This window comes from Sulfuricurvum sp. (assembly GCF_036279695.1).
In the GTDB taxonomy this organism is placed as follows: domain Bacteria; phylum Campylobacterota; class Campylobacteria; order Campylobacterales; family Sulfurimonadaceae; genus Sulfuricurvum.
Genome location: NZ_DASUIQ010000078.1, coordinates 1 through 3,734 on the forward strand (window position 1 = coordinate 1; position 3,734 = coordinate 3,734).

General features: G+C 42.5%; 6 protein-coding genes. 3 read left to right on the forward strand and 3 right to left on the reverse strand.

The features are described 5' to 3' along the window. A partial coding sequence (locus VFW36_RS07895; RefSeq protein ID WP_329658267.1) for an MFS transporter occupies window positions 1–1,311 on the reverse strand: 1,311 nt, incomplete at its 3' end. A gap of 100 nt (window positions 1,312–1,411) precedes the next feature. Here VFW36_RS07895 and rdgB point away from each other — a divergent pair. After that, a complete protein-coding gene (gene rdgB, locus VFW36_RS07900) occupies window positions 1,412–2,017 on the forward strand; it encodes an RdgB/HAM1 family non-canonical purine NTP pyrophosphatase (protein WP_329658268.1) in 606 nt (201 codons plus the stop codon). A gap of 136 nt (window positions 2,018–2,153) precedes the next feature. Here rdgB and VFW36_RS07905 read toward each other — a convergent pair whose 3' ends face one another. Next, window positions 2,154–2,633 (reverse strand): hypothetical protein, encoded by a 480-nt coding sequence (locus VFW36_RS07905; RefSeq protein WP_329658269.1) that lies wholly within the window; start codon window positions 2,631–2,633, stop codon window positions 2,154–2,156. Window positions 2,634–2,840: 207 nt separating this feature from the next. On the opposite strand from VFW36_RS07905, the gene VFW36_RS07910 reads away from it, so the two are divergent. Together VFW36_RS07910 and VFW36_RS07915 are read left to right on the forward strand one after the other, a co-directional pair. Continuing rightward, window positions 2,841–3,137 (forward strand): toxin, encoded by a 297-nt coding sequence (locus VFW36_RS07910; RefSeq protein WP_329658270.1) that lies wholly within the window; start codon window positions 2,841–2,843, stop codon window positions 3,135–3,137. Continuing rightward, window positions 3,134–3,400 carry a hypothetical protein gene (locus tag VFW36_RS07915; protein WP_329658271.1) on the forward strand — a complete coding sequence of 89 codons (267 nt, stop codon included), beginning with the start codon at window positions 3,134–3,136 and terminating at the stop codon, window positions 3,398–3,400. Before VFW36_RS07910 ends, VFW36_RS07915 begins: the two co-directional genes overlap by 4 nt. A gap of 42 nt (window positions 3,401–3,442) precedes the next feature. On the opposite strand, the gene VFW36_RS07920 is transcribed toward VFW36_RS07915, so the two are convergent. Continuing rightward, window positions 3,443–3,734 (reverse strand): undecaprenyl-diphosphate phosphatase (locus VFW36_RS07920; RefSeq protein WP_329658272.1); only part of this gene is annotated, 292 nt, incomplete at its 5' end.

Here is a 3,734-nt window from a genome sequence, read left to right on the forward strand (position 1 = left end):
CTTCGCTTTAATAGCCTCTTCTTCAACCATGTCTTTACGGTATTTTACCGCGACGATATGTTCGGTCTCATTGATATACCATTCCGCGATATGCTCATGCTCCAAGCTGTTTAATTTCTCCATATCGACATGATCCATCGAGATATAGAGATGGGAATATCTATGCGGATTTTGCATTTTTAGCGTCCATAGCAGCCACAGCGTAGTGATAACGATCAACGCGATGGTGAACACTTCACGGCTTGAGTATTGAAGCGCGATCCCTGCCGCCGCACCGCCGACAAACGTCATGAAATAGGCGAACCCGTTGGCGATACCGAGCGCTGCACCCTTTTGGTGCACTTTCGCGTATTTGGAAATCATAGACTGAACCAGCGGCTCCATCATATTAAACGCCATGAAAAAGCTCACCACTCCGACGATGAACTCCCACCCTTTGGTCGCAAATCCCATAAGGGTAAATGCGACGATAAAGAGAACGATGGAGATGAGGAAAATTTCGCGCGGTTTATTGTATTTTTCACCAAGAACGGCGGCGGGTCCCATCGCTAAAAGCCCCATTACCATCGCGGGGATAAAGGCTTGCCAGAGATCTTTTTTATCCCATAAAAAACCGTATTCGGGATTGGTCAAAAAGATAGGGATAAGGACGAACGAAACGGTCATAAGCCCTTTTTGCATCCCGTTGGTGATAATCATACTAAGGAGATTCGGATCTTTGAGAATATCTTTGGTCGTGGTCGTGGAGTGGTAGATATGACGGATGCGCGGAGGGGTCGGGACATTCGTAAAGAGGACGATCATCGATACAATCGATAAAACAGCCGCGATCCAAAAGAGTGATGAAAATCCGAATCCTGCGGCAAGGACGGGTCCGAGTGCCATTGCGGCGGCGAAACTGATTGCAATGGTTCCCCCCATGAGTGCCATCGCTTTGCCGCGTGATTCTTCATTGACCAAATCGCTGATCATCGCTGGGATGACCGCACCGATCGCTCCCGCACCCTGTAAAAATCGCCCAGCCATCAACGTATAAATATCAGTACTCACCGCACAGATGATCGAACCGACCAAGAAAATGACAAGTCCGAGGAGCAGTGTCGGTTTGCGACCGATTTTATCGCTCATGATCCCGAAAGGTACTTGAAAGATCGCCTGCGTCAGAGCGTATCCTCCGACGATGACACCGATCAGAATGGGTGTGGCACCTTCTAGACCCAGCGCATAGGCCGAGAGAACCGGAAGGACGAGAAAAAGACCGAAGAATCGGAGCGAAAGAATCGCGGAGAGTGGGAGAACCGTTTTAAACACCGTGCAACCTTAGATACGTTAAAATTTTCAGCATTATAATATACTCTTAGATGAAACGTCGGGTAAACACCGAACGTTAAAGTCTACTGTAAGGAATGAAATGAAAATCGTCTTGGCAACGTCAAACAAAGGGAAAGTTCGAGAGATTATCGACCTCTTACACGATAGAGAGGTATTTCCCTATACCGATTTGATAGAGGGGTTTGAGATCGTTGAAGATGGCGAGACGTTCAAGGCAAACGCATTGATCAAGGCACGCGCAGTCTATAGGGCATTAGGGGATGAAAATGCGATTGTCGTCGCCGATGATAGCGGTATCAGTGTGGATGCATTGGACGGTGCTCCGGGAATTTACAGCGCCCGCTACGGCGGAGAGGGTGCGAGTGATCGGGATAATCTCCTCAAACTTGTCGAAGCGCTAAAAGAAAAAGGGGTTGAAACATCACCCGCACATTACACGGCGGCGATAGCTATCGTCTCGCGTGAAGAGGAGAGCTGTGTTCATGGGTGGATGCACGGGGATGTCATCACGGAGTTGCGAGGCGAGAACGGGTTTGGATACGATCCGATCTTTATTCCGAGCGGTTTTGAACATACGCTCGGAGAGTTGGATAACGATGTTAAAAAAGGGTTGTCACACCGCTCCAAAGCGTTGGAGTTGGCGAAGATTTTGATCGATCATATCAAGGGTTTACGGGCAAAATAGGAGTTCCAAAATGATCCATGCCGTTCGCCCTGAGCCTGTCGAAAGGTATTTAGTTCATGGTTCGACAAGCTCACCACGAACGGAATTGCCGCCTCTTTGTCATTCCGTACTTGATACGGAATCCATAGATTTAAAATTAGAGCGTTAGGATGCCTAATCCAACAAGTATCGCGGATAAGATAAAAGCTAAAATATATGCGAATGCCATACCGCCAACAATTCCAAAAAATAAATGCCAAGATGATTGTCTAAGTTCTTTATCTGTAACAAAAGAATTGACTTTTGCATTTTCTGGTGTTAAATCGATATTATTGGATAATAGATAATTTTTTGATAAATGAGCTAGTAAAAATCCAATAATACCTGAAACTACAAAACCTAGCCCTGGCTTTATATGCATGAAAATTGTGATTAGAAGATAACCTACTGTAAAAAGAAATCCAAAAAGCAAAACCATGTTTCTTTTACCTGTATCTCCAAAGCTTCCATAATTTTTTGCATAAAAATAGAACCCTGTTGGAAAACCACCGATAAATGAACCAACTAAAATATAAACAGGAGAAAAAAGTTTTTCTTGTAATTGATTTTCTTGAGATAAAGTTTGATTCTCATTCATTTAAAATTCCTTTTTTCATTTTTTTGTAAATTTATTTTAGCGGAGAAACTCAGGGGTGTCAATGAACTATTTTGTTATTTAATATTTTCTGTTATGTTTATGATTAAGCTGGATTCCGCCTTCATGGGAATGACGAAAAAAATATACCATTGACAAATAACACACAATAGAATAAAATACATTGTATATATAAAAAAGGCTGTATTGATGATTAGAACCAAAGTAATACGATATAGCCTTGAGAAGAATGAGCTGTTAAAAGAACAACGGGATATTGGGTTTGAAGATGTTCTTTTAGCGATTGAGAATGGGGGATTGTTGGATGATGTCGAACACCCAAATAAAGAGAAATATCCGAATCAAAATATCTTTATTATTTTAGTCGAGATAAAAGAGTATGTTTATTTGGTTCCTTATGTTGAGGATGATGAGTCCATTTTTTTAAAAACAATCATCCCATCGCGTCAAATGAATAAAAAATATAATACAGGAGCTCCAAAATGATCCCTTTGGATGAGTATGAAAATGAACTTTTAGAGAGTGTTGAAAACGGTGAATGGGTGAGTAAAGGGAACGTAGATGAGCGGATAAAAGCGTTACAATCCTACATAAAAAATCAAAACAAAAAAGCGATCTCTATCCGCGTCAATGAGAATGATATTTATGAGCTTAAAAAGAAAGCGTTAGAGAACTCGATCCCTTATCAAAATATCATTCAGATGCTGATTCATCAATTTGCGACCAATAAAATTAAGCTCAGTGTTTAAAAAAGCTGGATTCCCGATCAGGTCGGGAATGACGAGAAGCAATCACGCCGGAAGCGCAGTCACAAAATAGAAGAATATTAATCCCACAGCGATTCGGTAAATCGCAAACGGGGTAAAGGTGTGGCGGCTGACGAAGGTGACAAAGAGTTTGACCGTTGCGAGGGCAAATACAAATGCCGTTATAAACGCTACTGAGAGCATAAAATAATCATCCACCACCATCTCGTTACGGTGTTTGAGAAGATCGTACGCCGTAGCGATAATCATCGTGGGGATAGCGAGGAGAAACGAAAACTCTGCCGCACTTTTACGGCTAAGTCCTATAATCAATCCG